This window comes from Caldimonas taiwanensis NBRC 104434 (assembly GCF_001592165.1).
Taxonomy (GTDB): domain Bacteria; phylum Pseudomonadota; class Gammaproteobacteria; order Burkholderiales; family Burkholderiaceae_C; genus Caldimonas; species Caldimonas manganoxidans.
On sequence record NZ_BCWK01000026.1, the window covers coordinates 1 to 26,904 of the forward strand.

Sequence of the window (26,904 nt, forward strand, 5' to 3'; positions counted from 1 at the left end):
CCTTGCCTCTCCAGAGCATCGGGTGGCTTCTTGGATGGCTGGGGCGTGTGGCGGTCGACGGGTCCGTGCGGATATGGGGTCATGCGTGCCACCATCCGACGACCTCGGTGTGCCCCACGCGCACGCACAGGTGCTCGATGTGCGCCTGCCGCCGTCTCGCCCAGTTGCGAAAGGTGGTGGCCTGGGTGGGTTGCTGTTCGCAGGCGGCAGCCTGGATGCCTTCGACCAGGGCACGGCGCAAGGCGGCGGTGCGGGGACCTTCGAGCAGCCAATCCGAGGCGGCAGTGCGGACGCGGTAGCCGGTATCGGCCAGCAAGCGGACAAGGACTTGCGGGGCCCGGGGTCCCAGGGCCGGGCCAAAGCCTTTGTTGCGCCCTTGGTGGGCGCCAAAGGCGGCTCGAACCAAGGCATCGTCCGGGTCGCTCGGGGTCCAATGGTCGCGTCCGTCGACGCCAAGGGCCATCCACACGGCCGCGCCGTGAGCATGGCTGGCCATCACCAGCCGTCGCAGCCAGTCCTCGGAGACGAGGTCGATCAGTGCCGAGGCGGTGAGCAGTTGCACGCCGGCCCAGGGCAGGCGGTCGAGTTCCGTGGCGAGGTCCAGGCAGCGGGTCTGCCAGTGCACGTGCCAGCGGCCTGCGGCGTCACGCAACGCACCTCGTTGCCCACTGGGGTCGATGTCGCAGGCGTGGCCGTGCCGTCGAGCCCAGTGCTGCAATGCCGCGGGCACAGCGGCCAGCAGGGCCGGGTCATGGTCGATGAGGGTCCAGGTTTGTCGGCCTGCCAGATCAGGGGCCAACGCGCGCAGGTTGGCCCCCGTGCCGCAGGCCAGGTCGAGCACGCCCAGGACGGCGTGGGCGCCGCGCAGGCTGCCTGCCAGCGCATTGGCGTCGAGACGGCGTGCTGCGGCTTGGCGGGCGGCTTGATCCGCGGGCTCGCGCAAGGCCAGCCAGTCGACAGAGAAGCCGCTCATGGCCGCACGCCCACCTCGAGCAGCAGCCGGGCCATGTGCTCGACGGCCCGCTCCCAGCGCGGCAGGCGTTCGCGGGCCTGTCGCGCCCCGGCGGCGAGCTTGGCCCGCAGCCGCGGGGTGGTGAGCCAGCCTCGCAAGGCGTCGCGCAGGGCGCGCACGTCGCCGGGGGGCACCATCAGGCGGGCGGCTTCGGGCACGGTCTCGGGGCTGGCGCCGCCGCTGGTGCACACCACGGGCAGGCCGCGGGCCAGCGCCTCGGTATAGACCATGCCGTAGCCTTCATACCAGGACGGCAGCACGAACAGGTCGGCCGAGGCGTACAGCGCCTCCAATGCCTGGTCTTCGACCACCCCGGCCAGTTGCACGCGGTCGCTCAAGCCGTATTGCTCGATGGCAGCGCACACGGCGCGGGTGGTCTCGGTGTCGCGCGTGGTGCTGCCTGCGCACACCAGCTCCCAGGGCAGCTCCCGCAGGCCAGCCAGTGCTTCGACGAGCTCGGCCTGGCCTTTGCGCACGCTCAGGCTGCCGACGCACAGCAACCGGGGCACGCCGCGGTGTGCCAAGGAGCCGGTGGCCACGGGGGCAGGGTCCACGCCGGGTTCGATCACGGTCACGCGTCCCGGGGTCACGCCCCAGCCCTGGCGGCCGGCGGCGGTGAGGGTGCGTGCCGTGGTCGGGCTGGTGACGACGATGTGCCGAGCGTGCGACAGGGCGCGGGTTTCGCTGTCGCGCAGCACGGCTTGATGTTCCGGCAGCAGGCCGGTTTCCAGCGCCAGAGGATGGTGCACGAGGGCCACCCAGCGCAGGCGCTGGGCATGCTCGGCGGCCAGTCCGGGCAGCGCGCCGAAGGCCAGCCCATCGGCCAGCACGCATTCGCCCTCGGGCAGGGCGGCCACCGCACGTTGGGCCTCGTGTTCGGCCGCGGCCGTGGGCCAGGGATAGTTGCCGGGCAGGCTCAGCACGTCCACGCGCCAGCCGGCCGCGCGCAGGCCGCGCACCATGGCGCGGTCGTAGCGATAGCCGCCGGTGGGGGTGTCGAGGTCACCCGGAAGCAGCAAGGTGCAGCCAGGCATGGTCAGGCATGCATCGGCGGCGGGGCGATCGGCAACGCAGCTTCGAATGCGGCCCAGGCCAGGTGGGATTCGTGCAGCGTCACTTTGGCGTGGGTGAGGCCCAGCGCGTTGGGGCCCAGGTCGCCACGGGCGATGCGTTCGGCCACGCGGTCGAAGATCACGCGCGCGAGGAACTCGGTGGTGGTGTTGTGGCCCCGGAAGGCGGGCTCCTCGTCGAGATTGCGAAAGTGCAGTGTCGACAAGACCTCGCGCAGCACCTCGGTGGCGCGGCCGATGTCCACCACGAGCCCGTCGGCATCGAGCGCGGGGCGGCGCAACTCCAAATCGACCACATAGGTGGCGCCATGCAGGCGTTGGGCCGGGCCGAAGACGGCGCCGCGGAAGCTGTGGGCGATCATGAAGTGATCGCGAACGGTGAGGCTGTACATGGGAATGAGGGGGCTGTCGTGGCTCAGTCGTAGTCGATGCGATGGCACAGGATGCCAGGGCAGTCACCGCGGGCCAGGCGGGACAACACCTCGGGCAGCTGTGCGAAAGGGGCATGGTGAGTGATCAAGGCGTCCAGCCGTGCGTCCAGGGCCAGCAACGCCAGGGCGCGCTCCAGGCGCCGGCGGCGGCTCCAGCGTGCCCGCATGGGGGTGGCCACCTGTCCCACTTGCGAGCTGCGCAGCGCCAGCCGTTTTGCATGAAAGGCCTGTCCCAGCGGCAGGTCCACCGTCCGGGTGCCGTACCAGCTCAGCTCCAGCACGGTGGCCTCGAATCCTGCCAGCGTCAGCGCGGTGCGCAGCCCGGCGGGCTGTCCGCTGGCATGCACCACCAGGTCGGCCTCACCACAGGCGGCCTCGGGCGAGGCAAAGCCCAGGCCCAGGTGGGTGGCGATGTTGGCGCGGCTCGGGTCGATGTCGACCAGTTCCACCTGGCAGCCGGGTGTGCGTGCGGCCAACCAGGCCACCAGCAGGCCGACCACCCCACCGCCGACCACGCTGACGCGCCCGCCAGGCGGCGCAGCAGCGTCCCACAGGGCGTTCAAGGCGGTTTCCATGTTGGCCGCCAGCACGGCTCGGGACGGGGGCACGCCTTCAGGCACGGGCACCACGGCTTCGGCGGGCACCACATAGCGGCTTTGGTGCGGGAACAAACAGAACACCGTGCGGCCGATCAGAGCGGGCATGCCGGCCTCGACCACGCCGACATTGGCATAGCCATATTTGAGCGGCGCAGGGAAGTCTCCGGCTTGGAATGGCGCGCGCATGCGTTCATATTCCGAGGTGGGCACTTCCCCGCGGAAGACCAGGCTTTCGGTGCCGCGACTGATGCCGCTATGCAAGGTGCGCACCAACACTTCGGTGCGTGTGGGAGCGCGCAGGAATTCAGCGCGCAGTTCGGCCCGGCCGGGCTCGGCCAACCAGCAGGCCCACGCTGGTGTGGCCGGCGCAAGCGGTTCGTGAGACGATGGCCGAGGGGCGCTGGGGGGCATGGGGCGGTGTGGTCGAAGGCGACGTCGCGAAGCTTGTAAAGGCATCTTATGCCGCGAATGAAGGACACGGGCGCCACAGGGTTGGCGGCTCCCGCAAGCGAGGGGGGGCTGCAGGCCTTGCGGCGCGAGGCGATGCGATGCTTGCTGCTGGGCGCTGCGCTGGTGCTGGCCGCAGGCGTGGGCGCAAGCGCGGCATGGCCGGCTCTGTGGGGTCCGGCATATGCGGCCAAGGCGCTGAGCGTGTTTGCGCTGGCTGCGGTGCTGGTGTTGCGGGGGCTGTCGTCGCACCGCAGGCCCGATGGGCAACTGCATGCGCGCTTCGGTGTGGCCAATCGAGTGAGCCTGCTGCGCTTGGCGATGCTGGCCATGCTGGCGGCTTTGCTGGGCGAAGACGCGGCCCATGCCGCTCACCCGGGAGGCATCGCGTTGGGCTGGGCCGTCGTCGTCTGGGCCACGGTGGGGGCCGTGCTCGATGCCGTGGACGGCCCGCTGGCGCGTCGCCACGGGGACGTCAGCGAGTTTGGGGCGCGTTTGGACATGGAAACCGATGCCGCGTTGATACTCGTGCTGTGCCTGCTCATCGTGCAGTTCGGTCAGGCCGGGCCGTGGGTGCTGGCCGCAGGGGCGATGCGCTATGCCTTCGTGGCCGCCGGCCGCCTGTGGCCGTGGCTGGCGCGGCCGCTGCCGCCGAGCCTGCGCCGCAAGACGGTGTGCGTGGTGCAGATCGTCACCTTGATCATCGCGCTGGGTCCCATCATCCCGTCGGTTGCGGCGGCCCTCATCGCCGGTGCGGGATTGCTCTTGCTGACCTATTCCTTCGCTGTGGACGTGCGTTGGTTGATCCAGCGGCGTCATCTTCCCTTGGAGAATGCATCATGACCCACTTGTTGCGACATGGGCGCGCCTGGATGCTGGCGCTCGCGCTGTTTGCCGGCTGCGCTGCTGTGCGGGCCCAGGCTCCTCGGTATGTGCTCGATGCCGAGCACCTGTCGATCGGCTTCTTGGTCGATCACATCGGCTACGCCAAGGTGCTGGGCTTGTTCCGCGAGGCCCGAGGCTCGTATCGCTTCGACGAAGCCACGGGCACCTTGAGCGAGGTGCGCATCGAAGTGGACACCGACAGTGTGTTCACCAACCACCGTGCCCGAGACAACCACTTGCGCAGCGCCCAGTTTCTGAATGTGAAGGAGTACCCCCGCATGGTTTTCACCGCCGAGGGCGCCAAGCGCGTGGGCGAGCGTCTGTACGAGATCAACGGTCAGCTCGAACTGCTGGGCCAGCGTCAGCCGCTGACGCTGCGGGCCACTTGGAACAAGAGCAATGTTTACGAAATCCCCGGTCAGGGGCGGCCCTATGTGATGGGGGTCTCGGCGCGCGGCAGCTTCAAGCGCAGCGCCTTTGGCATGAACTATGCCGTGGCCAATGGCTGGGTGGGCGACGACGTCGAGCTGATCATCGAGTTCGAGGCGCGGCGCCAGTGAAAGGTGCTGGTGCGGGGCTGAGGCGTCGCGCGAGGATGTCGCCGGAGGCTGCATCCCGGGGCAAAGCGCGCAGCCATGCGCGCATCGCCTCGGCGTCCAGCGGGCTGGGCGGATGCAGCCGCAAGCGCTCGCCCCAGCTCCATTGGTAAGAGTATCGGCCCAGGGTTTCCAGGCGGTCGATGCAGTCCAGTGCCAAGTCGCGCAGCGGCGCCAGGAACTCGAAAGACAGGGCCGGCACGGGCTGACTCAAGCCGTTGAGCACTTCCAGCTCATAACCTTCTACGTCGATCTTGATGAAATCTGGCTGGCCATGTTGCGCCATCAGTGCATCGAGCGTGCTCACTGGCACCCACGGCCCTGGCGACCAGCGCACGCCTCGAAACGAGGCGCTGGCGCCGACTCGCCGGGCCCAGTCGGCCGACAAAGTGCTCACCGTGGGCGTGGCTTCGCTGGCCAGCAAGCGTGCTTGGCCTTCTGAGCGGCCCAGGGCCACGGGCAGCACCGTCACGTTCGGGTCGTGCGCAAACCAGCGCGACAACAAGGCCGCGAAATCGGGCTGCGGCTCTACTGCCACCACGCGCGCGCCCAGTGCACGAAAGGCCCGCACCCGGTTGCCCACATGGGCCCCCACGTCGAAGGCGAGCCCTCCGGCGGGCACGAACGGGGCGTAGAAGCGCCGCAACTGCGCCGAGCGCCACGGAATGCCGTGGTAGATGGCCAGGGAACGCAGCACGCCGAAGAGACGGGCGAGTCGGGTCATGGCGGGCATTGTGCGCGCAGGCGGCGCAGGCTCTAGACTGCCACGATGCGCTTGCAACTGTTGTCGGACCTGCATCTCGAAAACGATCCCGGCTTCGTGCCCCAAGCCGCACCGGGGGCCGACCTGCTCGTGTTGGCCGGGGACATCGGCTCTTACCAGGCGGGTTCGCGCCTGGACGAGCCCGACTTCGGGCTGGCTCGTTTTGCGCCAGGTCATGGACCCTGGGCCACGGTGCTCTACGTGCCAGGCAACCACGAGTACGATGGGCTGGAGCACGAGGAGGCCCATGCCAGGTTGCGCGAGGCCTGTGAACGCCTGGGCATCACGTGGCTGGAGCGCCAAACCGTGGTGATCGACGGCGTGCGCTTCGTGGGCACGACGCTGTGGACGGATTTCGAAGCCCTGGTCGACCCGCAGGCCGATGCCGCGCGCCAGCAGCAGCAGCGCGAGAAAGCCTATCGAGCCGCGAACTTCTATCTGCGCAAGAACACCAGCTTGCATCAGGGCCGGCCTCAACTGGCCGAGGACCTGGCTGAACTCGGGCGCCAGTGTCAGCACTGGCTGCGCGAGACCTTGAGCACGTCCTTCGACGGCCCCACGGTGGTCGTGACGCATTTCGCGCCTTCTTTGCGCAGCGCCGATCCTCGCTATGGCTTGGTGCCGGGCACGGCCGGCTTTTGCAATGCGCTGGACGACTTGCTGCCTTGCGCGCAGCTGTGGATGCATGGCCATCTGCACTGCCGGGTGGACTATGTCGCCGAAGGCACCGTCCATGGCCGCCCTTGGCGCTGCCGGGTGGTGGCCAATCCGCTGGGCTATGCCCACAAGGGCGAGCGCGATGGTTTCGATGCGATGCGGGTGTTCGAGGTGACGCCAGGGGCTATACTTTGAACTTCAGCGCCGATTTGTCCGGCTTGCGGGCGCTTTAGAAATGCAGCTAAAGGGGGCACGGCGACCCGGCCTCACCTTCAGCGTGATGCCGGGTTTGTCGTTTGGGGCCTCATGACTTCACGATCGATCGGACACGTCGTTCCAAAGGCGATGCATTTTGCCGAGCCGTTGCCACTGCGCTGCGGCTGCGCGCTGGCCGACTACACCTTGGTGTACGAGACCTACGGCACGCTCAATGCCGACAAGAGCAATGCCGTGCTGGTGTGTCATGCGCTCAATGCCTCGCACCATGTGGCTGGCACCTACGAGGGCCAGGCGCGCAGTGAAGGCTGGTGGGACAACCTCGTGGGCCCAGGCAAGCCGCTGGACACCGACCGCTTTTTCGTCATCGGCGTGAACAATCCGGGGTCCTGCTTTGGCTCGACGGGGCCGATGCACATCAATCCGGCCACCGGCCAGCCCTACGGGGCGGATTTTCCGGTGGTGACCGTGGAAGACTGGGTCGATGCGCAGGCCCGCTTGCTCGACCGATTGGGCATCGACCAATTGGCTGCGGTCATTGGCGGCAGCCTGGGTGGCATGCAGGCCCTGGCCTGGAGTCTGCGTTACCCGCGCCGCGTGCGCCATTGCATCGCCATTGCCACCGCCCCCAATCTTTCCGCGCAGAACATCGCCTTCAACGAAGTGGCACGCCGCGCGATCATCAGCGACCCGGACTTTCATGGCGGGCACTACTACCGCCACGGCGTGGTGCCCAAGCGTGGCTTGCGCGTGGCGCGCATGATCGGCCACATCACCTATCTCAGTGATGATGTGATGGAGCAGAAATTCGGCCGGCAGCTGCGCGCGGCCGAACTCGGCTACAGCACTCAGGAAATCGAGTTCCAGATCGAGAGCTATCTGCGCTATCAAGGAGACAAATTCAGCGAGTACTTCGATGCCAACACGTATTTGCTGATCACCCGGGCGCTGGACTATTTCGATCCGGCCGCCGAGCACGGCGGTGATCTGACGCGCACCATGGCCGCGGCGCAGGCGAAGTTTCTGGTCGTCAGCTTCACCACCGATTGGCGGTTTTCGCCGGCGCGCTCGCGCGAGATCGTCAAGGCGCTGGTGGACAACCGCCGCGAGGTGAGCTACGCCGAGATCGACGCTCCCCACGGGCACGATGCCTTCTTGCTCGACGATGCCCGCTACCACGGTGTGGTGCGGGCCTATTTCGAGCGCATTGCCAAGGAGCTGGCATGAGCGAACGGAAAGACCTGGAGCTGATCGCCGAACTCGTGCCCGAGGGCTCGCGCGTCCTCGACCTGGGCTGCGGCAATGGCGAGTTGCTCGCGTTGCTGCGCGACCGCAAGGGGTGTACTGGCTACGGCGTCGAAATCGACGACGCCAAGCTGCTGGCCTGCGTGCAGCGAGGCGTCAATGTCTTGCAGCTCAATCTCGAACAAGGTCTGGCGATGTTCGAGGACCAGAGCTTCGACGTGGTGTTGCAACTGGACAGCCTGCAACACATCCGCAACACCGAGACCATGCTGCGTGAGACGGCTCGCGTGGGCCGCATCGGCATCGTGAGCTTCCCCAACTTTGCCCACTGGCCCAATCGGCTACAGGTGGCTTTGGGGCGCATGCCGGTGACGCGCGTGCTGCCGTACGAGTGGTACGACACGCCCAACATCCGCGTGGGCACCTATGCCGACTTCGAGGTGCTGGCGCGCAAGAACGGTCTGCAAGTGCTCGATGCCTTTGGCATCCAGGCCGGGCGCGTGGTCCGGCGTCGGCCCAACCTGCTGGCCAGCGTGGCCGTGTTCAAATTCACGCGCGGCTGAGGCGCTTCACGGCGGTTTCAAGTAGCCGGCCTGCTGCATCTGCGTTCGCACGAGGCGTTGCGCCTGGGTGAGTTGCTCGGACACGGCTCGACGCTGCGGCGGCAAGGTCAGGGCCAGCAAATGCCCGACCGCCGTTCCCAGGGCTTGAAATTCCGGAATGCCCACCCACTGGATGCCCACGTAAGGCACCGGCAGGGCGGTGGGGCGGAGGGGGTCGGCGGTTTCGAGGGCCGCCTGCTCGACCCGGGCATGGGGGAAGCGGGCCAAAAACGCCGCCTGTTCGTAGAGCCCCCGGCGCACCCCCGGAGGAACGGCCGACCAGCCCGCCTCGCGGGCGGCCAGCCGGTGATAGTCGGCCGACGTAGCCCATTCGACGAAACGCCGCGCCAGCTCGGGCTGGCGGCTGCTGGCCGGAACGGCCAAAGCCCAAATCCACAGCCATTGCGAGCCTTCGAGGTGTTGCCCCACCGGCGCGGCCGCATAGGCCACCTGCCCGGCCACGCGCGACAACTCGGGGTGCTCCAAGGTGTAGCCGGCGACCGTGGCATCGACCCACAGGGCGCAACGCCCGGCAGCAAACAGCGCGAGGTTCTCGTTGTATCCATTGGCCGCCGCATCCGGGGGGCCGTACTGTGTGAGCAGTTCTTGATAGTGGGTCAGGGCGGTGTGCCATGCCTGCGAGGTCAGTTCAGGTCGCCATTGCGGATCGAACCAGCGCGCGCCGTAGGTGTGCGCCATGGTCGTCAACAGAGCCATGTTCTGACCCCAGCCGGGCTTGCCGCGCAAGCACACCCCGTAGATGCCCTGGTCGGGTCGATGCAGGCGTTGCGCCCATCGACGGATGTCATCCCACGACGGCCGTTCATGCCATGGCACACCAGCGGCCGCCAGCAAGTCTCGCCGTGCGATGGTCATGTTGCTTTCCGCATAGAACGGCAGCGCGATCCAGGAGTCTCCTTGCTTGAGGGCCCGCCGCACGCTGGGCAGGATCTCGTCCTCCTCATAGGCCGCCGAGGGGTGCAGGCGAGCCAACCAGGGTTGTGTGGCCCAGGACTGCGACTCGTAATTGCCCAGCGTGACCACATCGAACCGGCCTTCGCCTTTGATCACATCCCGGCTGACGACTTGGCGCAGCTGGTCTTCGTCCAAGGTGACCCAGCGCAGGCGCACCGGGGCGTGGGCGGCCACGAAATGACGGCTGAGCCGCTGCAGCTGCAACATGTGTTGGTTGTTGACCGTGGCAATGACCAGCTCGCGCGGTGGATCGTCCTTCGGTTGCGCCCGTGAGATCGGGGCCGAGAGTCCCAGCAGCAGCGCAAGCCCACTGCCGGCGATCGCCCAAACTCGCAGCTTGTCAGAAACCCGTCGCGCGCCGTATCCTGTGTGCTTTACCCATGCGCATGCTTGGCGCAACGCGGTAGGCCCCATGGCCGAATCGACGTGGTGGCATGACGGCATGGCGATGGCGTGGAGGCAGAGAAGGGGCGGTGCGGCTACCGATCGTAGCCAAGTCGGCCCTCCTCGAGCAAGGACGATGATGCGGAGGCGAGGATGAACGGTGTCGAGCGTCTGATCGGCCGGATCGATCCTCGCCATAGCGTGCGTGCGCGCATCGCGTGGGTGGCGGCGCTGTGTGCGATGGGCTTTGCGCTGGCGATGTCGGCCGCCGTGTGGCTGGATCAGCGCGGCCGAACGACCCTCATCGTCCAACGTGCGGTCGAACAACAGGCGCAACTGTTCAGCAGCGTGCTGCGCCAGGCCGTGGCGCAACAAGCCGAGTCGCTGGGCGTCTTGGCCAGCCAGCCGGAACTGGCCAGCGGCTTGATGGAGGCCAGCTTCGTGCGCATGAGGTTGGAGCAGGCCCGTGTGTACTTCCCCTGGGGGACGGTCTGGCTGGCCTGGGTCGCTCCGGATGGCCGGGTGGTGGCCTCGACGGGCCACTTGTTGGAGGGGCAGGCTTACCCGCTGGCGCAGAGTCTGGACGCGCGTGCGGCGGTGTCGGTCCAAGCCCCGCGTCGTGTGCCGGCGCTGGAACCCTATCTACCGCTCGATTCGCGGTCCCGTCCCCCTTTGTTGATGGCGGTGGCCGTGCCCATCGTGGGGCCTGACGGTCGATCGCACGGACACCTGGTCAGTTGGGTGGATTGGGAGGCCGTGGGCCGATATCTGGCCCCCTTGGCAGACGACGAGTCCTCGGGCCGGCGGGTGTTGCTGGTGTCCGAAGACGGCGACATCTTCGCCGCGCCTCCAGACCTCGATCCACCGCAGTGGCCGCCGGCCGTGTTCGCCTCGCTGTGGCAGCGGCCAGCGCCCCATCTGGCGAGCTGGCCCCAGTGGGGATGGCAGTGGACGGCCTCGGCCCCCGTGTATTGGGGCGCCAATGGTCAGACTTCATTGGGGCAGGTGGTGGTGCTGTACGACCCGCAACGCGGTTGGGTGGCCACCCCGGCATGGTCGTGGCGTTGGATCGTCATGGTGTTGGCGGGCATGGGGGTGCTGACCGCCGGGATGTGGTGGATCAGCGGGCGATTGACGCGCAGGCTGGGTCAGCTGTCTGCCGCGGCGCAGCGATACCGGCAGGGGGTCACGGCCGATTGGCAGCCCCCTCAGCGGATCTTCGATGAAATCGACATCCTGGCCGATGCCTTGGCGCAGATGCATGCTGCATTGCAGCAGCGCATCCAAGAAGTCATGCAGCATCGTGACGAACTGGAGCAGCGCGTGCGCCAGCGCACCGAAGAGTTGCAAGCCGCCAAACAACAGGCCGAGCAGGCCAATCTGGCCAAGGGCCGCTTCGTCGCGATGTTCAGCCACGAGATCAGAACACCGATCAACGCGATCATCGGCATCTCGTACATGCTCCAGCATGGCTTGGCCACTGACCAGCGTGAGCGGCAGCTGCGCATGCTGGACGATGCGGCCCGACATCTGCTGGACATCGTCAACGATGTGCTGGATCTGTCCAAGATCGAAGCGGGCATGTTCAAGCTGGCCGATGAAGTGTTCGACTTGCACGATGCATTGGGCAGCGTGGTGTCGATCATGGACACCAAGGCGCAGGCCAAGGGGTTGCAGTTCGAGCACGACTATGCCGGGGTGCCCAGAGCGGTGCGTGGGGATGCGGTGCGCTTACGGCAAGTGGTGTTGAACTTGGTATCCAATGCCATCAAGTTCACCGATCGAGGCGTGGTTGCTTTGACCGTTGAACAGCGTGACGGCGACGAGCAGAGCCTCACGCTGTGCATCCGGGTTCGCGACAGCGGGCCGGGCCTGAACGAACAACAAATCGCCCGGCTGTTTCAGCCGTACGTGCAGGTGCACGATGGCGGTGAAGCCCAACGCCCAGGCACCGGCTTGGGTTTGGCGATCACGCGCATGCTGGTGCAACAAATGGGAGGCGACATCGGCGTGGACAGCCAAGTGGGACAGGGCAGCACCTTCTGGTGCACGGTGCGGCTGGCCCGACCTCGGCTGGACGCCGGCCGCAGCCCGGCCCAGCCCGCCGAGCATGCCGGGGTGACGTTGTAGTTCTTCTGGGCGCGCGCCGCGAACGCAGGGACAATCGTGGGGATGAAGATCGATTTCGTCTCCGACATCGTCTGCCCCTGGTGTGCCATCGGCTTGAGCGCCCTGGAGCGGGCGATCGAACGCGTGGCCCCCAGCGTGCCGCTGCAACTGCACGTCCAGCCTTTCGAGTTGAACTCGGACATGCCGCGCACCGGGCAGGACATTGGCGAGCACCTCGCGCAGAAATACGGCCTGAGGCCCGAGCAAGTGGCGGCCAACCGCGAGCTGATCCGCCAGCGCGGCCGCAGCGTGGGTTTCACCTTCCACATGGATCAGTGCAGCCGCATCGTCAACACCTTCGATGCGCACCGCTTGCTGTATTGGGCCGGCAGTCAGGGCGATGAGGCCCAGCACCGGCTGACAAAGGCGCTGTTCGTCGCCTACTTCACCGAAGGCCAGGACCCAAGCGATGCGGCGGTGCTGCGGCGGGTGGTACAGGCCGTGGGCCTGGATGCGCAACAGGCGCGCGACATCCTCCACAGTGAGGCGTATGCGGCCGAGGTGCGTCAGCGCCAGCGCTTCTATGCCCGGCAGGGCCTTCGCGCCGTGCCCTCGTTCATTCTGAACGACCGGTTTCTGATCCAGGGCGCTCAGCCGGTGGAGGTGTTCGAGCAGGCCTTGCGCCAAGCGGTCGCCACGCAGTGACTTCTACCATGCCTTGGACTTTGGCAACTGCGGCCCACAGTGAACTGATCGTCAAGAAAAGCCGATTCTTGGGCTGCGTCGAGCCCGTGGCCGACCGCGTGGCCGCACTGGCGCGGGTGGCCGAACTGCGGGCGGCGCATCCCGGGGCGGCTCATGTGTGTTGGGCCTTGCTCGCCGGCGGGCAGTCGGCCGCCAATGACGATGGTGAGCCCAGCGGGACGGCGGGTCGCCCGATGCTGGAGGTGTTGCGGCATCATGACTTGCACGGCGTGTTGGCGACCGTGGTGCGCTACTTCGGCGGCGTCAAGCTGGGTGCCGGTGGCTTGGTCAGGGCCTACACCGACACGGTGGCGCAGGCTTTGCAGCGGGCGCAGAAGGTGCCATTGCAGCGCTGGGTGCGTTTGTCTTGCATCGTGCCGTATGCGCTGGAGGGATGGGTGCGAACCAGCTTCGATGCGGCAGGGGCCGAGCTGGTCGAGGTGGCCCATGGCCAGGAGGTGAGGCTGGTCTATTGCTTGAGCGAAGCGATGGCATCCCCACTGCGCGAGCGTTTGAACGAGCGTGCGCGTGGACGCATCCGCTGGGCAACTTCGGACTGACGGCTGTGCGTGGACAATGCGGGCTTTTTTCCCGCTTTTGCCCGCTTTTGCGTTGACAGAGGGTCGCCCTTGTTCAAGAACCTGAGCTTGTTTCGCATCGGGGCCGCATGGTCGGCCTCTTCCTCGCAGGTGGAAGACCTGCTGCAAAAAGACGTGTTTCAGCCTTGCGGCGCCGCGCAGCTGCAATCGGCCGGGTGGGTGCCGCCGCGCGGCCTGGCCCACGGGCCGCTGCTGGAAGCCGTCGATGGTCAATGGGTGCTGCGCCTGAAAGTCCAGCGCAAGCTGTTGCCCAGTGCGGTCGTGCGCGAACGCGCCGATGACATCGCGCAACACATCGAGCACAGCACCGGCCGCAAGCCCGGGCGCAAGCAGATGAAAGAATTGCGCGAGCAAGCCGCGCTCGAACTGTTGCCGCAGGCGTTCACGCGAGCCTCTACGCGGTGGGTGTGGATCGATCCGGCACGGCATTTGTTGGCCATCGACACCAGCAGCGCAGCGCGCGCCGAAGAGGTGGTCACGCTGTTGGTCAAGGCCCTGCCAGGATTCGAGGTGCGGCAGATCCACACCGCGGTCTCACCGCAGGCCTTGATGTCGGACTGGCTGCTCAGCGGCGAGCCGGCGGCCGGCTTCACCGTGGACCGTGAATGCGAGCTCAAATCGGACGATGAGATGAAATCGGTGGTGCGCTATGCGCGCCATCGGCTCGACATCGACGAGGTGCGTGCGCACATCCAATCTGGCAAACGGCCGACGCGGCTGGCGCTGACCTGGGCCGAACGCGTGTCCTTCGTGCTCACCGAAGGCTTGCAACTCAAGCGGTTGGATTTCCTGGACGGTGTGTACGAAGACCGCCCCAGCGTGGGGGCTGACGAGGCCTTCGATGCCGATGTGGCGATTGCCACCGCAGAACTGCGCCGCCTGATCCCCGACCTCATCGAGGCGCTGGGTGGCGAGCAGGAGCCCGGTGCGACGGCGGCGGCCCCGCGCCCCGGGTTCGACCCCACGCCGACCGAGGCCGACGCGGCGCCCTGGTGAGCGTTCAGCCCTGGCGGGCGGCATCCTCGCCGTGGTGGAGCATTTCGGTGAGTGTCAGCCCGGTGAGCGCACGCGCGCCGTGCACCAGGTAGTACAGCACGCCCGCCATCATCAGCATCGAAGGCAGCGCGATCATCGGGTAGCTCACGAGGGTGAGCCGCCCGAGTTCCTCATTGAACGCTTCGGTGCCCGCGGGGCTGGTGACGATCCAGCGCGCCAGCGCATAGTTCATCACCGCAGAAAACGCAAAGGTGCCGGCCACAAGCAGCGTGCCGGTGCGCAGCCGTGCTTCGAAGGCCTGCACATGGCCGCGTTCTTCGAGATGGCGTTGGACCCGCTGCACATCCAGCACCGTGTCGTTGTAGACGAGCGCGCGGATCAGCGGCGTGCGCGTGAACGCCGAGGCGAACACCACCAGGCCGATGAGGCCTGGCACGGCCGCCTCCTTGACCGCCAGCCATTGGGCATCCAGCTGTAACAGACCGATGCCGCCGGTCAGCAAGGTGCTCAGCAGGCCCAGCACGGCTATCCAACTGAGGTGCCGCTTGCGCAGACCTTCGTACAACCCCCAGCCGAGCGGAAACGCCAAAGCCAGCACCAGCGCGCGGGCCGGCCCGAGGTGTTGCGCATCGCTGAGCTTCATCAAGATCAGCGCCGGCACCACGATGGCGATGCCGATTTCCAACAGCGGGTGGGAGGGAGTCCTGGGGGTCATGGGGGGCGTGAAAATGGGGCAAACCGCAAGTGTGGCCTCGCAAGCGGCGCAGACCATCGGGTTCCTGGGACTGGACAGTCGCAGGTCCAGCAAGCATAGTCCAGCCGGTTCTCCATTGTGTACCCGAGCGCCACATGACCCATGCCTCCACCGCCACCGTCTCCACGCTGTCGGCCTACGATGGCACTTTGCTGAGCTTGCGCACTTGGCCTGCCCCCGAGGGCGCTGCGCGCGCCGTCGTGTTGATCGTGCATGGGCTGGGCGAGCACAGCGCGCGCTATGAACACGTGGCCATGCGCCTGCGTGACTGGGGCTTCCAGGTCGTGGGCTACGATCACCGTGGCCATGGTTTGTCGCTGGGGCCGCGCGGCAGCTTGCAAAAAGATGACGATCTACTGACCGATCTGGCCGGCGTGATCGACCACGTGCGTCAGCAGCATCCAGGGCCCTTGGTGCTGTTCGGTCACAGCATGGGCGGGCTCACGGTGGCGCGCTTGGTGGCCGGCCAGTTGCGGCCCGTGGACGCCGTGATGTTGTCGTCTCCGGCCTTGGACATCGGCCTGTCGGCGCTGCAGCTGGCCGCCCTCAAAGCCAGTTACAAGCTCACCCCCACGCTGCAACTGCCCAATGGGCTGGATGCCAACGGCATCTCGCGCGACCCGGACGTGGTGGTGGCCTACAAGAGCGATCCGCTCGTGCATGACCGGATCACGCCGCGCCTGGTGAACTTCTTGTTGCAAGGCGGCGAGTTCGTGCGTGCCTGCGCATCGCAGTGGAAAGTGCCCACGCTGCTGATGTGGGCCACGGCCGACCGCTTGGTGCGCCCGGCCGGCAGCGCCACCTTTGCGGCGCTCGCGCCTCAAGACCTGGTGCAGGCGCATCCGTTCGAGGGCTATTTCCACGAGTTGCTCAACGAGCCACTGGAGGCGCGCGAGCGGGTGTTCGATGTGATGCGGGCCTGGCTGGGCGCTCGTCTGCCGCGTCCGCGGGACTGAGCGAAGGTTCACCTCTGAACCATCGCCGGCGCGGCGGGGTCCGTCGGGGCGGACTACACTGTGTGGATTCCTCCTGACGCCGTTTGAAGGAGCGCCACATGAACGCCCCCGATCGCCTGCCGCGGGACCCGCTGGCCGACGCTGGCAGCCTGCAAGCCTTCGTCGACGAGGCCTGGGACCGCGAGATCATCCCGCAGCTGACCGACTACATCGCCATTGCGGCCAAGTCGCCGGCCTTCGATCCACAGTGGATCGAAAACCAGCACATCGAGACGGTGATTCGCCGTGCGGCGGCCTGGGTCGAGAGCCAAAAGGTGGCGGGTCTGAAGCTGGAGGTGGTGCGCCTGAGCGATGCGGCCGGGCGACCGCGCACGCCGGTGCTGTTCTTCGAGGTGCCGGCCACCAAAGCGGGCAGCACCGAGACCGTGCTGATGTATGGCCATCTGGACAAGCAGCCCGAGTTCAGCGGCTGGCGCGCCGACCTTGGCCCCTGGACGCCCAAATACGAAGACGGCAAGCTCTATGGCCGCGGCGGGGCCGACGATGGTTATGCGGTCTATGCCGCCATCACCGCGCTGCTGGCCTTGCAGCGCCAGGGCATCGCGCACCCGCGCGTGGTGGGCCTGATCGAAACCTGCGAGGAAAGCGGCTCGTACGACCTGCCGTCCTACATCGATGCCTTGCGCCCGCGTCTGGGCCACGTCGGCCTGGTGGTGTGCCTCGACTCCGGCGCCGGCAACTACGACCAGCTGTGGCTGACCACCTCGCTGCGCGGCATGGTCAGCGGCGTGCTCAAAGTCGAAGTGCTCACCGAGGGCGTGCACTCGGGCGATGCCAGCGGCTTGGTGCCGTCCAGCTTCCGCATCCTGCGTCGCCTGCTGGACCGGCTGGAGGACAGCGCGACCGGCCGTTTGTGGCCGCAGAGCTTTCACTGCGAGATTCCGGCCGAGCGCATCGAACAGGCGCAGGCCACCGCGCGCATCCTGGGCGAGGAAGTTTGGAAGCGCTACCCCTGGGCCTGCGGGGCCGAAGGCGCCGTCACTCTGCCCACCACGACCGATCCCACCGAGGCACTGCTGCGGCGGACCTGGCGGCCCACCCTCAGCGTCACCGGCGCCGAAGGCTTGCCGCCGCTGGGCAGCGCCGGCAATGTGCTGCGGCCTTACACGGCCTTCAAGCTGTCGCTGCGCCTGCCGCCGCTGGTCGATGCCGTGCAGGCGGCGCAGGACCTCAAAGCCCTGCTCGAAGCCGACCCGCCGTATCAAGCCAAGGTGACCTTTCAGCCCGACGCCGGTGTGGCCAGCGGGTGGAATGCGCCGACGCTGGCGCCCTGGCTGCATCAGGCGCTGGAGGGGGCGTCCCAAACCTTCTATGGCGCGCCGGTGGGCTTCATCGGCCAAGGCGGCACCATCCCGTTGATGAATTTGCTGCAGCAGGGCTTTCCCACGGCACAGATGATGGTCTGCGGCGTGCTTGGCCCCAAGAGCAATGCGCACGGGCCCAACGAGTTTTTGCACGTGCCCTATGGCAAGAAGCTCACCGCCGCGGTGGCTGCGGTGATCGCGGCGATGCCTGGCCCCCAGGATGAGATGCGATGAAGCTGATGCGATATGGTGAGCCGGGGCGTGAGCGCCCGGCCCTGGTCGACGCACAGGGCCGGGTGCGCGATTTGTCCGGGGTGATGACCGACATCACCGCCCAGACCCTCATGCCGGAGGGCTTGGAGGCCTTGCGGCGGCTCGATGTGCAGGCGCTGCCCGTGGTCGAGGCGCCTGGGCGTGTGGCCCCACCATGGACCGGCATGGGCAAGTTCGTCTGCGTGGGGTTGAACTACAGCGATCACGCGGCCGAGGCGGGCATGCCCGTGCCCAAGGAGCCCATTCTTTTCCTCAAGCCCAACGACTGCGTGGTCGGAGCGAACGACCCCATCGTGCTGCCGCAAGGCTCGCTCAAGAGCGATTGGGAAGTGGAGCTGGGCGTCGTGATCGGCCGCACGGCGCGCTATGTCAGCCCGCACGAGGCTTTGCAGTACGTGGCCGGGTACTGCGTGGTCAACGATCTGTCCGAGCGTGAATACCAATTGGAGCGCGGCGGACAATGGGACAAAGGCAAGGGCTGCGAAACCTTCGGTCCGGTGGGGCCCTGGCTGGTCACGGCCGACGAGGTGGCCGACCCGCAGGCCCTGGATCTGTGGCTCGACCTCAACGGCCAGCCGCGCCAGCGCGGCAATACCCGCACCATGGTCTTTGGCGTGGCCCAGCTCATCAGCTACATCAGCCACTTCATGACCCTGCGCCCCGGCGACTTGATCAGCACCGGCACCCCGCCGGGCGTGGGCATGGGCGCCAAGCCCCCGCGATTTTTGCGCGAGGGCGATGAGCTGCGTCTGGGCATCAGTGGGCTGGGAACACAGCATCAGCGCGTGCACGCCTGGAAGGCCGCGCTGTTGCGCGACTGAGGCGGCCCATCAGGTCCACGCCATGGCGGCCCAGGCGGGCGGGCAGGGCGGTGTGGGCACCGCCGGACGGGGGGCGCCGACGCGCGGGGGCGTCAGACCATGGCCAACGCCGCCAACGCCGCCAGCGGGGCGGTTTCGGCACGCAGCACACGCGGTCCCAGGTTCACGGGACGAAAACCGTGTGCACGGGCCAGGTCTTCTTCTGCTGGACTCAAGCCGCCTTCCGGGCCGCTGAGCAACACCAGGGGGGCCTGCGCAGGCAGCTCGCGCAGCGCCAGCGGCAAGGGCGTGGCCTCCTCACGCAGGCTGAGCACCCAGCGCTGCATGCCGGCCTCCAGCCGCCCCAGCGCCTCGCGCAACCCACGCACCGGCTCGACCATGGGCACACGGTTGCGCCCGCTTTGCTCACAGGCGGCCACGGCCACGGCCTGCCAATGGGCTTGTTTTTTCTGCGCGCGTTCGCCCGTGGGGCGCAGCACCGAGCGCTCGCACACCAGCGGCAGCAAGGCTGCGGCCCCCAGTTCGGTGGCCTTTTCCACCAGCGTGTCCATGCGCTCGTTGGCCGGCATGCCCACGGCCAACGTGATGCGGCGTGGCAGCTCGCGCTCGATGTCCAGATGGCGATCGATGCGCACGTCCACGGCCTGACGGCCCATGCGGGTGATGGTGGCGACCCATTCGCCACCTTGGCCGTTGAAAAGCACCAGACCGTCGCCGGCTTGCAGGCGCAAGACCTGCACATGCCGGGACGGTCCGGGCGGGAGGGTCAGCTGCTGGCCACAGGCCAGCGCGAGATCGACATGCACGCGGGGCATGGGCCGCAGTGTGCCAAATGCCGCCCCGCCCCGACCGTGTCGATCAGCTGCCGTGCCGCTGACGGCGCAGGTGCTCGATCGCTTCGGCGCGCACTTCCTCGCGGGTGCGCACGCTGGCGAACTGCTCTTGCGGGAACAGGGTGGCTTCGCCGCCGAAGCTCACGCCGTCGCGCAGCGCTTGGCGCGCTTCGGCGCGCACTTCTTCGCGGCTGCGGCCGGCAGTGGCCTTGGCGTTGTCGGCAAACACCGTGGCCTCGCCGGCATACAGCACGGCCGGGTCGGCTTGACGGATTTGCGCTTTGACCTCGGCGCGGGTCAGCTGCGATGTGGTGGGAATGTCGAACACCGTGGCTTCTTGAGCAAAAGCACCGGCGGCGAAACCGGCAAACACGGCGGTGGCGATCAGAGTCTTGGCTTGCATGGTGACAGCTCCTGGTGAGGGTTACCGAATCGGGCCGATCGGGCTCATCCTGAGCGGCCCCTCGCTGAGCGACCCGGCTCGTTGCCGGCGTCGCGTTCATCGACGGAACGAACTTTAGGGGTTAACCCTAGGAGGAAAAACGTCTTGTGCTTCAATGAACAATTGCTGAATCTGCAAGGAACTCAGGACTTGAAATGGATCGATTGCAGTCCATGCGCATATTTGCCAAGGTGATCGAGTGCGGCGGCTTTGCCGCGGCTGCGCGGGCCTTGGATCTGTCGGCAGCCGTGGTGACGCGGGCGGTGGCCGATCTGGAAGCCCATTTGGGGGCGCGCTTGATCCAGCGCACCACGCGGCGGCTCAGCCTGACCGACACCGGCGAGGCCTATTTGGATCGCGTGCGCCAGATCCTGAGTGACATCGACGAGGCCGAGGCCTTGGCGCAGGCGGCCGTGCGTGAACCCAGCGGGCACTTGCGCGTGGTGTGCCCACCGGCGTTTGCGGTGCATCAGCTGGCCAAGCATCTGCCGCGCTTCCGACAGCAGTTTCCGCGCATCACCTTGGAGCTGACCGTGCCCGGCCCGGTGGAGACGGTGCACGAGTCGCACGATGTCAGCATCCTGATGCTTGGCCGCAAGCCGCTGGACGGACATTTCGTGGCTCGCCGCTTGGCGCGCTCGGAGGTGGTGACTTGCGCAGCGCCGCAGTATCTGCAGCGCCGCGGTCGGCCCCAGCATCCGCAGGATTTGCTGCAGCACGAGTCCTTGCTGCCGCCGCCGAGCCTCGTGCAAGGCGGCATCACCTTCCAGCGCGGGGTGGACGAGCGCGGCCAGGCGCTCGAAGCGGTGACCTTGGAGCCGGGCATGCCGGTGCTGGCTTCCTCGCATCTGGACACCACGTATGCCGCGGCGCTGGCCGGCATGGGCGTGGCCGGTTTGCCGTCGTTCGTGGTGGCCGACGCCTTGATCGAAGGCGCATTGGAGCGCGTGTTGCCGCAATGGCAGGTCTTGACCACCCGCATCTATGCGGCCATCCCCACTCGCAAGCATCTGCCGGCCCGCACGCGGGTGTTCCTGGATTTCCTGGTCGACACCTTCGGCGGCGAGGACCGCGACCCCTGGCTGGAGGCCGCTGGCTGCCAGACGCCGTCGAGCTGGTGTGGCGCGCCTCGGGGCGAGGCTGCCTTGCGGGCCGCACTGGCCTGAGGGCCGCGCAGGCCCGACCATCCCGGGCCGGCGGCGTCGCGCGGTGATTCAGAAGGTGTAGCCCACCTGGCGTTCTTGCCCGGCCACTTTCTCCAGCAGCCGCGCCAGGGCGGCGAATTCTCGGTAGCGACAGGCCACGTGGTGGGCCTGGCGCCAGACCCAGGGCAGGTCTTTGAGGTAGCCGTCCTTGCCGTCGCGGTGGAACAAGCGGCAGAAAATGCCCAGCACTTTCAAATGGCGTTGCAAGCCCATCCACTCGAAGTCGCGCCAGAACTCGCCGAAGTCGGCATGCACCGGCAGGCCGGCGCGACGGGCGGCTTCCCAATACCGCACGGCCCAGTCGATTTGCTGCGCTTCTTCCCATTCGACATAGGCATCGCGCAACAGCGAGACCAAGTCATAGGTGATCGGCCCCCACACCGCATCCTGGAAGTCCAGCACCCCGGGATTGGTGGGCTCGCCCGGCTCCCCACAGACCATCAGGTTGCGGCTGTGGTAGTCGCGATGCACCAGCACACGCGGCTGGGCCAACGCATTGGCCGACAACAGCTCGAAACTGGCGTGCAGCACCGCCTGATCTTGGGGGCTCAAGGCCATGGCTTGGTGACGGGCGACGTACCACTGGGGAAAAAGCTCCATCTCGCGCCACAGCAAGGTGCGGTCGTAGGCCGGCACCTGCTCGGCCGCTGGAATGCCTTGCAAACGCACCAGGGCCCGCAACGCGTCCCGGTACAGCGCGTCGGCCCGTTCCGGGTGGGCTTGCACGGCCTGCAAGTAGGTGGTCGAGCCCAGGTCGGACAGCAGCATGAAGCCCTCGGCCTCGTTCCAGGCCAGCACTTCGGGGGCCTGCAGACCGGCCTGTCGCAACAGCCGCGCCAAGGCGACGAAGGGTCGGCAGTCCTCGTGCGTGGGCGGCGCATCCATCACGATGCGCGGGCCGTTCGGTCCGTCCAGTCGCAGGTAGCGCCGAAAACTCGCATCCGCGCTGGCCGCGCGCAGGCTGGCAGGGTCCAGCTCGAAGCCGCGCAGACTGGCGAGCCAGGCCCTGAAGGCCGCTTCGCGGGCGGGGTCTGGCCAGGTCACGGGGGCGGCTTCGGTGCGAAGCGGCGGGGACACGCTGGCATTCATGGGCAGGGGTGTGCAGAAAGTCGGGGCCGGGCGGGTCGGCCTGCGGCGACGTGGAATAATCCGCCGATTCTACAAACCGCTGCCGGCAGCCTCGGCGCCTGCCGAGGTGGCCGACGTGGCGTTTCGACTGCTGATTTGCCTTGTCAAGCCGCCCGATCCTTGCTTCGCTGCTTCCTCATCGTGGCCGCCTGCATGGCGGTGCCGCCTGCCTGACGGCGCTCGTCGTTGCGCTGACCGACCTGCACGCGCAGCCCGCCTCGTCTTCGCCAGCGCAAGCGGCAGCCCCGGCCGCACCCATCGTGATTCGGGCGCGTGAGCTCAGCGGCCGCACTGGGCAGACCACCACGGCCGAGGGCGAGGTCGAACTGACACAAGGGCCGGTGCAGATCCGTGCCGACCGCCTGTCCTACGACCATCGCGACGGCGTGGCCAAGGCCAGCGGCCATGTCGAGATTCGGCGCGATGGCAATGTCTTCAGCGGCCCGGAGGTGCAGCTCCAGGTCGAACGCTACGAAGGCTTCTTTCTGCATCCGGCCTACCATTTCGCCGTGACCGGCGCAGGAGGGCAGGCCGCACGGCTGGACTTCCTCGGTCGCCATCGCGTGGCGGCCATCGATGCCAGCTATTCGAGCTGCACGCCCGACGATACGGGCCAGTACGCCTGGGTGTTGGAGGCCAGCGGCGTCAAGCTCGACTTCGAACACAACGAGGGCCTGGCCACGGGGGCGGTGCTGCGCTTCTACGGGGTGCCCATCCTCGGCGCGCCGGTGCTGAGCTTTCCGGTGTCGGACGCGCGCAAATCGGGCTGGCTGCCGCCTTCGCTCAACCTGGACAGCCGCAGCGGCCTGGAGCTGGCCGTGCCCTACTACTGGAACATCGCGCCTCAGCTGGACATGACGCTCACCCCGGGCATCGCCACGCGCCGCGGCGCCTTCCTGGGCAGTGAGCTGCGCTATCTCACGCCGGCCCATGCCGGGGAGCTGCAATTCAACCTGATGCCCGAAGACCGCAGCTTCGGTGAGGCCCGCCACCTGCTGCACCTGCAACACCGCGGCGCCTTGCCGTTGCAAGGGCGCTACCGCTGGACGCACACCCGCGCCTCGGACGACGACTACTGGAAGGACTTCGAGCGCAACATCCCGGGGCTCACGCCGCGGCTGCTGGCCAGCGATGCCCAGGCCGACTGGGGCGGGGCCGGTCAATGGCAGGCCTATGCTCGCATCCAGCGCTGGCAGGTGCTGCAGGATCTGGAAGCGCCCATCGAGAGCCCCTATGCGCGCATGCCGCAGCTGGGCATGCGTCGATCCTGGGGACTGGCCTTCGGCCCCCGGCTGGACCTCGAACTCGAATACAACCGTTTCGAACTGCCCGACGAGCCGATCAGCACCCGCCCCGAAGGCCAGCGAACGCATGCCCTGGCGCGCATCGACTGGCCCTGGATCGAGACGGCAGGGGTCTTTGTCATTCCGCGCCTGTCCCTCAACGCGGCGGCCTACCGGCTCGAAGAGCCCAGCCTCGTGGGCGGCCGCCAACGCGCCTCCCGGCTGATTCCGAGCGTGAGCCTGGATAGCGGACTGCGGTTCGAACGCGAAAGCCGCTGGTTCGGCCGTGACTATTTGCAGACGCTGGAGCCGCGGCTGCTGCTGGTCCACACCCCCTATCGCCGCCAGGAAGACTTGCCCAATTTCGACAGCGCGGCCAAGGATCTGAACTTCACCACGCTGTTCGACAGCAACCCCTTCTCTGGCGTGGATCGCGTGGCCGATGTCCGGGCCGCCACCGCGGGGGCGACTTCGCGCTTCATCGTGCCCAGCACCGGCGCCGAGGCCTTGCGCCTGGGCGTGGCGCAGCGCTTTCTCTTTGCCGAGCAGCGCATCACTCCCGAAGGCGTGCCATTCACCCAACGTTCCAGCGACCTGCTGCTGCTGGGCGACAGCAGTCTCATCCCGAATTGGCAGCTGGGTGGGTCGGTGCAGTACAACCCCGAGATCAAGCGCACCGTGCGCTCCAATCTGTCCGTGCGCTACCATCCGGGGCCTTTTCGCACCGTGGGCGCGCGCTACAGTCTCGTGCGCGGCGCCAGCGAACAGCTCGACATCGGTTGGCAATGGCCGATCTACACCGGCGCGCGTGGCCATGCACAGGCCGGTTGCGTCGGCCGCTGGTATGGGGTGGGCCGGCTGAACTACAGCTTGGCCGAATCGCGCCTGACCGACTCATTGCTGGGCCTGGAATACGATTCCGGTTGCTGGATCGGGCGCATCGTCGCCGAGCGCCGATCCACCGGCCAGCAAGAAGCCGTCACTCGGCTGATGCTGCAACTCGAGTTCGTGGGACTGTCCCGCCTGGGCAGCAACCCGCTGAAGACCTTGAGGGACAATATCCCCGGCTATCAGTTGCTGCGCGACGAATGAACTCGCGCGCACCTTCCAGGATCCCCATGTCCATGACTTTCCGCTCCATCCGTCTTGCCGCATGGCGTCCGCTGGTCGTGCTCGCCGCTGCCGTCACGCTGCTGTCAGGGGCCTGGGCCCAAGACCGCACCGAACTGCGCGGCGACTACATCGTGGCCGTCGTCAATCAAGAGCTCGTCACCTTCAGTGACGTGAAGCGCCGGCTCGCAAGCATCGAACAAGAGGCCGCACGCAACGGCACGCGCCTGCCCCCGCGCGCCCAGCTCATCAGCGAGATCGTCAACGCCCTGATCGACGAGCGGGCCCAGCTCTCGCATGCGCGCGACACCGGCGTGCGGGTGGACGAGGCCGAACTCGATCGCGCGGTGGCCAATGTGGCCGCCCAAAACCAGCTCACCGCGCCGCAGTTGCGAGAGCGTCTGGCCGCCGAGGGGCTGGACTATGCGCGCTTTCGCAACAACCTGCGCGACCAGATCTTGCTGCAGCGGGTGCGCGAGCGCGAAGTGCAGGCCCGCATCCGCGTGACCGAGGCGGAAATCGACGACTACTTGGCCCAACAGCGTGCCCGTCAGGCCGGTGCGGCCGAGTACGACATTGCCCAACTGCTCGTGGCCGTGCCCGAAGGGGCTAGCGAATCCGTCGTGGCCGAACGCCGAGCCAAGGCCGAAAGTCTGCTGGCCCAGGCCCGCGCCGGAGCCGATTTTGCCGCGCTGGTGCGGGCGCATTCCGATGCGTCCCGTGAGGACGGGGGGCGCCTCGGCCTGCGGCCGGCATCGCGCCTGCCCGAACTCTTCGTGTCGGCCGTCGAGCCGCTCCAAAGTGGCGAGGTGGCGCCGGCGCTGGTGCGTTCGGGTGCGGGCTTCCACATCCTCAAGCTGCACGAGCGCCGCTCGGCCAGCGCCGATTGGATCACCCAGACACGCGCTCGGCACATCTTGTTGCGCCTGTCGCCGCAGCTGTCGGCCGAGACGGCCTTGCGTCGGTTGGGCGAATACAAGCGCCGCATCGAGCAAGGCGAGGCCAGTTTCGCGCAGCTGGCCCGCGAATACTCCGAAGACGGCAGCGCCTCGCAAGGCGGCGACCTGGGCTGGGCCAGCCCCGGCCAGTTCGTGCCCGAATTCGAGCGCGTGATGGACGCATTGCCCACAGGGCGACTGTCCGAGCCCTTCCTGTCGCGCTTCGGCGCGCACCTGGTGCAAGTCACCGATCGCCGCCAGACCCGCATCGACCCGCGCGAACAACGCGAGCTGGCGCGCAATGTGCTGCGAGAGAGCAAGTACGAGCAGGCTTACGAAGAGTGGGCGCGCGAGATTCGCGAGCGGGCCTACATCGACATCCGCGTGCGTCCCGAGTTGTGAAACACATCCCGCGCAAGCGCTTCGGTCAGCATTTCCTGACCGACACCACCGTCCTCGATGCCATCGTGCGGGCCATCGACCCGCAGCCCGGACAGGCCTTGGTCGAGATCGGCCCGGGGCTGGGGGCGCTGACCGAGCCCTTGCTGGAGCGCTGCCATCGCTTGACCGTGATCGAGCTCGACCGGGACCTGGCCGCACGCCTGCGCCGGCGAGCGCAACTGCAGGTCATCGAGGCCGACGTGCTCACGGTCGACTTCCGCGCGCTTGCGCAGCAGCAGGGGCAGCGCCTGCGCGTGGTGGGCAACCTGCCGTACAACATCTCCTCGCCCATTGCCTTTCACGTGCTGGCCCAGGTGGAGGCCATCGTCGATCAGCACTTCATGCTGCAAAAAGAAGTGGTCCAGCGCATGGCTGCCACCCCGGGCCAGAAGGACTATGGCCGCCTGAGCGTGATGCTGCAATGGCGCTACGAGATCGAATCCCTCTTCGAGGTGCCGCCGCAGGCCTTCGAGCCGCCCCCGCGGGTGGATTCGGCCGTCGTGCGCATGACGCCCCGCCGTGAGCTCCTCGACGTCGACATCGCCGTGCTGAGCGAACTGGTCGCCGTGGCTTTCTCACAGCGGCGCAAACTGCTGCGCCACAGCCTAGGGCGCTGGCTCGAGACTCAGGGCTTTGAGGGATCGTTCGACCTGCAGCGCCGCGCCGAGGAAGTGCCGGTGGCCCAATACGTTGCCTTGGCCCAAGCCTTGCGCCGCTGATGCGGCACCTTCAGGCCGGCGAGCCCAATCCTGATCCGTCAGGATCGTGGGCCGATACGTGTTGGCTTGGGGGGGCAGCCCTCTTGGAGAGGGGCCCACGGCCCAATGACCTGTCCCCAGTCGGACTGGAAGTCCGGCATCGCCTCGCCGGCCTTGAAGTGAGGGCGGCTGGGGTCGATGGTGGAGGCGAGGCAGCTTCGTCCAGCTCCTCACGCCAATTCGCAGGCCCCTCGATGGGGCCAGTGTATTCCTCGTCGGGGAGAAAGGGGGCCGCCTGACGGATGCGCGGCCACTCCTCCCGAGGGAT

At 67.5% G+C, this 26,904-nt stretch carries 26 protein-coding genes and 1 riboswitch; of the genes, 16 read left to right on the plus strand and 10 right to left on the minus strand.

The window, feature by feature from the left end; genetic code table 11:
- Nucleotides 1-79 precede the first annotated feature (79 nt).
- The 4 genes from CTA01S_RS14815 to CTA01S_RS14830 are packed head-to-tail and all read right to left on the minus strand — an operon-like array spanning nt 80 to nt 3,523.
- Nucleotides 80-973: a hypothetical protein gene (locus CTA01S_RS14815; protein WP_062196684.1), complete on the minus strand. Its 894-nt coding sequence runs from the start codon at nt 971-973 to the stop codon at nt 80-82.
- Nucleotides 970-2,046 carry a glycosyltransferase family 4 protein gene (locus tag CTA01S_RS14820; protein ID WP_062196685.1) on the minus strand — a complete coding sequence of 359 codons (1,077 nt, stop codon included), beginning with the start codon at nt 2,044-2,046 and terminating at the stop codon, nt 970-972. The genes CTA01S_RS14815 and CTA01S_RS14820 overlap by 4 nt, the downstream gene beginning before the upstream one ends.
- Nucleotides 2,047-2,048: 2 nt before the next feature.
- Entirely contained in the window at nt 2,049-2,474 is a 426-nt protein-coding gene (locus CTA01S_RS14825; protein WP_019561922.1) for a 6-pyruvoyl trahydropterin synthase family protein, read from the minus strand.
- A 23-nt stretch (nt 2,475-2,497) separates the two neighbouring features.
- Nucleotides 2,498-3,523 carry a zinc-dependent alcohol dehydrogenase gene (locus CTA01S_RS14830; protein WP_232301088.1) on the minus strand — a complete coding sequence of 342 codons (1,026 nt, stop codon included), beginning with the start codon at nt 3,521-3,523 and terminating at the stop codon, nt 2,498-2,500.
- A gap of 57 nt (nt 3,524-3,580) precedes the next feature.
- Here CTA01S_RS14830 and CTA01S_RS16910 point away from each other — a divergent pair, with 57 nt between their 5' ends.
- Nucleotides 3,581-4,402: a CDP-alcohol phosphatidyltransferase family protein gene (locus CTA01S_RS16910; RefSeq protein WP_062196687.1), complete on the plus strand. Its 822-nt coding sequence runs from the start codon at nt 3,581-3,583 to the stop codon at nt 4,400-4,402.
- The gene (locus CTA01S_RS14840) at nt 4,399-5,004 is read left to right on the plus strand and encodes a YceI family protein (protein WP_062196688.1); all 606 of its coding nucleotides are present in this window, start codon (nt 4,399-4,401) and stop codon (nt 5,002-5,004) included. The genes CTA01S_RS16910 and CTA01S_RS14840 overlap by 4 nt, the downstream gene beginning before the upstream one ends.
- Here CTA01S_RS14840 and CTA01S_RS14845 read toward each other — a convergent pair.
- Nucleotides 4,976-5,764 carry an FkbM family methyltransferase gene (locus tag CTA01S_RS14845; RefSeq protein WP_232301089.1) on the minus strand — a complete coding sequence of 263 codons (789 nt, stop codon included), beginning with the start codon at nt 5,762-5,764 and terminating at the stop codon, nt 4,976-4,978. The genes CTA01S_RS14840 and CTA01S_RS14845 overlap by 29 nt on opposite strands.
- A gap of 45 nt (nt 5,765-5,809) precedes the next feature.
- On the opposite strand from CTA01S_RS14845, the gene CTA01S_RS14850 reads away from it, so the two are divergent.
- From CTA01S_RS14850 to metW, 3 genes are all read left to right on the plus strand, one after another.
- Entirely contained in the window at nt 5,810-6,655 is an 846-nt protein-coding gene (locus CTA01S_RS14850) for a metallophosphoesterase (protein ID WP_062196690.1), read from the plus strand.
- A riboswitch (SAM riboswitch) is annotated at nt 6,652-6,726 on the plus strand. Its footprint overlaps the gene before it by 4 nt.
- 40 nt (nt 6,727-6,766) lie before the next feature.
- Nucleotides 6,767-7,903: a homoserine O-succinyltransferase MetX gene (metX, locus tag CTA01S_RS14855; protein WP_062196691.1), complete on the plus strand. Its 1,137-nt coding sequence runs from the start codon at nt 6,767-6,769 to the stop codon at nt 7,901-7,903.
- The gene (metW, locus tag CTA01S_RS14860; RefSeq protein WP_019561915.1) at nt 7,900-8,484 is read left to right on the plus strand and encodes a methionine biosynthesis protein MetW; all 585 of its coding nucleotides are present in this window, start codon (nt 7,900-7,902) and stop codon (nt 8,482-8,484) included. Before metX ends, metW begins: the two co-directional genes overlap by 4 nt.
- 6 nt (nt 8,485-8,490) lie before the next feature.
- On the opposite strand, the gene CTA01S_RS14865 is transcribed toward metW, so the two are convergent.
- Nucleotides 8,491-9,705, minus strand: coding sequence for an extracellular solute-binding protein (locus CTA01S_RS14865; protein ID WP_062196692.1), 1,215 nt, complete (start codon nt 9,703-9,705; stop codon nt 8,491-8,493).
- A 330-nt stretch (nt 9,706-10,035) separates the two neighbouring features.
- Between CTA01S_RS14865 and CTA01S_RS14870 the strand changes: the two genes are divergently transcribed.
- The 4 genes from CTA01S_RS14870 (at nt 10,036) to CTA01S_RS14885 (ending at nt 14,330) form a co-directional block, all read left to right on the plus strand.
- Nucleotides 10,036-12,012, plus strand: coding sequence for a sensor histidine kinase (locus CTA01S_RS14870; protein ID WP_062196693.1), 1,977 nt, complete (start codon nt 10,036-10,038; stop codon nt 12,010-12,012).
- A 42-nt stretch (nt 12,013-12,054) separates the two neighbouring features.
- A complete protein-coding gene (locus CTA01S_RS14875; protein WP_062196694.1) occupies nt 12,055-12,696 on the plus strand; it encodes a DsbA family oxidoreductase in 642 nt (213 codons plus the stop codon).
- Between the two features lie 8 nt (nt 12,697-12,704).
- Nucleotides 12,705-13,295, plus strand: a complete 591-nt coding sequence (locus CTA01S_RS14880) for an IMPACT family protein (RefSeq protein ID WP_062196695.1) — start codon at nt 12,705-12,707, stop codon at nt 13,293-13,295.
- Nucleotides 13,296-13,364: 69 nt separating this feature from the next.
- Nucleotides 13,365-14,330, plus strand: a complete 966-nt coding sequence (locus CTA01S_RS14885) for a recombination-associated protein RdgC (RefSeq protein ID WP_062196704.1) — start codon at nt 13,365-13,367, stop codon at nt 14,328-14,330.
- A gap of 4 nt (nt 14,331-14,334) precedes the next feature.
- On the opposite strand, the gene CTA01S_RS14890 is transcribed toward CTA01S_RS14885, so the two are convergent.
- Entirely contained in the window at nt 14,335-15,045 is a 711-nt protein-coding gene (locus tag CTA01S_RS14890; protein ID WP_062196696.1) for a VC0807 family protein, read from the minus strand.
- A gap of 134 nt (nt 15,046-15,179) precedes the next feature.
- Here CTA01S_RS14890 and CTA01S_RS14895 point away from each other — a divergent pair, with 134 nt between their 5' ends.
- The 3 genes from CTA01S_RS14895 (at nt 15,180) to CTA01S_RS14905 (ending at nt 18,498) form a co-directional block, all read left to right on the plus strand.
- Nucleotides 15,180-16,040 (plus strand): alpha/beta hydrolase, encoded by an 861-nt coding sequence (locus CTA01S_RS14895; protein ID WP_062196697.1) that lies wholly within the window; start codon nt 15,180-15,182, stop codon nt 16,038-16,040.
- Nucleotides 16,041-16,138: 98 nt separating this feature from the next.
- Complete coding sequence (locus tag CTA01S_RS14900) at nt 16,139-17,638, plus strand: M20/M25/M40 family metallo-hydrolase (protein WP_062196698.1); 1,500 nt, start codon at nt 16,139-16,141, stop codon at nt 17,636-17,638.
- Nucleotides 17,635-18,498, plus strand: a complete 864-nt coding sequence (locus tag CTA01S_RS14905; protein WP_062196699.1) for a fumarylacetoacetate hydrolase family protein — start codon at nt 17,635-17,637, stop codon at nt 18,496-18,498. The genes CTA01S_RS14900 and CTA01S_RS14905 overlap by 4 nt, the downstream gene beginning before the upstream one ends.
- Before the next feature lie 92 nt (nt 18,499-18,590).
- Here the strand turns inward: CTA01S_RS14905 and CTA01S_RS14910 are convergent, their stop codons facing one another.
- Nucleotides 18,591-19,313: a 16S rRNA (uracil(1498)-N(3))-methyltransferase gene (locus tag CTA01S_RS14910; protein WP_019561905.1), complete on the minus strand. Its 723-nt coding sequence runs from the start codon at nt 19,311-19,313 to the stop codon at nt 18,591-18,593.
- Nucleotides 19,314-19,356: 43 nt separating this feature from the next.
- Nucleotides 19,357-19,734, minus strand: a complete 378-nt coding sequence (locus CTA01S_RS14915; RefSeq protein ID WP_062196700.1) for a DUF4148 domain-containing protein — start codon at nt 19,732-19,734, stop codon at nt 19,357-19,359.
- A 212-nt stretch (nt 19,735-19,946) separates the two neighbouring features.
- Here CTA01S_RS14915 and CTA01S_RS14920 point away from each other — a divergent pair, with 212 nt between their 5' ends.
- Complete coding sequence (locus tag CTA01S_RS14920) at nt 19,947-20,939, plus strand: LysR family transcriptional regulator (protein WP_232301090.1); 993 nt, start codon at nt 19,947-19,949, stop codon at nt 20,937-20,939.
- A gap of 48 nt (nt 20,940-20,987) precedes the next feature.
- Here the strand turns inward: CTA01S_RS14920 and CTA01S_RS14925 are convergent, their stop codons facing one another.
- A complete protein-coding gene (locus tag CTA01S_RS14925) occupies nt 20,988-22,067 on the minus strand; it encodes an aminoglycoside phosphotransferase family protein (protein WP_157451395.1) in 1,080 nt (359 codons plus the stop codon).
- A gap of 140 nt (nt 22,068-22,207) precedes the next feature.
- Between CTA01S_RS14925 and CTA01S_RS14930 the strand changes: the two genes are divergently transcribed.
- Genes CTA01S_RS14930 through rsmA form a run of 3 tightly spaced genes read left to right on the plus strand, consistent with a single transcriptional unit; the run spans nt 22,208 to nt 26,597 of the window.
- Nucleotides 22,208-24,481 (plus strand): LPS-assembly protein LptD, encoded by a 2,274-nt coding sequence (locus tag CTA01S_RS14930; RefSeq protein ID WP_062196702.1) that lies wholly within the window; start codon nt 22,208-22,210, stop codon nt 24,479-24,481.
- A 32-nt stretch (nt 24,482-24,513) separates the two neighbouring features.
- On the plus strand, nt 24,514-25,839 hold the full coding sequence (locus tag CTA01S_RS14935) for a peptidylprolyl isomerase (protein ID WP_019561900.1): 1,326 nt from the start codon (nt 24,514-24,516) through the stop codon (nt 25,837-25,839).
- The gene (gene rsmA / locus CTA01S_RS14940) at nt 25,836-26,597 is read left to right on the plus strand and encodes a 16S rRNA (adenine(1518)-N(6)/adenine(1519)-N(6))-dimethyltransferase RsmA (RefSeq protein WP_062196703.1); all 762 of its coding nucleotides are present in this window, start codon (nt 25,836-25,838) and stop codon (nt 26,595-26,597) included. Before CTA01S_RS14935 ends, rsmA begins: the two co-directional genes overlap by 4 nt.
- Nucleotides 26,598-26,904 lie beyond the last annotated feature (307 nt).